1 protein-coding gene is annotated in these 727 nt (G+C 51.0%); it reads left to right on the forward strand.

Features of this window, described 5'->3' with window-relative positions:
• The coding region (locus QTO00_RS20415) for an amino acid kinase family protein (protein ID WP_443088954.1) at positions 1–727 on the forward strand (727 nt) is incomplete at both ends.

The raw sequence follows: 727 nt of genomic DNA on the forward strand, positions 1-727 counted from the left end.
GTGAAGTTTGGTCATCACGCCTACTCGCAGCTTTGCTTAATCTCAACGATTTACCAGCGGTAGCGCAAGACGCCCGAGCTTTCCTTCGTGCAGAGTCAGGCACACAGCCAGAAGTCGATGTTGGTGCATCTTACCCGCTAATCAAAGAAGTATTAGTGCAGCATGCGCACCATAGAGTCGTCATCACTGGCTTTATGGCGCAAGACAGCCAAGGTCACACGGTTCTGCTCGGTCGAAACGGTTCCGACTACTCTGCCACTGTTATCGGCGCACTCGCAGAAGCGACGCGAGTAACGATCTGGAGTGATGTAGCAGGTGTATATAGTGCTGACCCAAGGTTAGTATCAGACGCCTGCTTGCTGCCCTTACTACGTTTAGATGAAGCGAGTGAGCTTGCACGCCTAGCCGCTCCGGTTTTACACAGCCGAACCCTTCAACCTGTGGCACAAAGCGCAATGGACTTGCACCTTCGCTGTAGTTACCAACCCGAATCAGGCTCAACACGTATTGAACGCGTTCTCGCTTCAGGGCGTGGTGCAAAAATCATTTCCTCATTGGATGAAGTACTACTCATTCAACTTAACTTCACCTCGGCTCATGACTTCAATCGAATTGAGAACGAAGTGTTAGCGAGACTGAAAAGAGCCCAGCTTGAGCCTCTAACTTACGAAGCGCAAGCAGACCAACACCGCATCCGTCTTGCCTATACTAGTGAGATCGTTGGAGG

Origin of the sequence: Vibrio sp. M260118, assembly GCF_036533755.1 — a bacterium.
Taxonomy (GTDB): domain Bacteria; phylum Pseudomonadota; class Gammaproteobacteria; order Enterobacterales; family Vibrionaceae; genus Vibrio.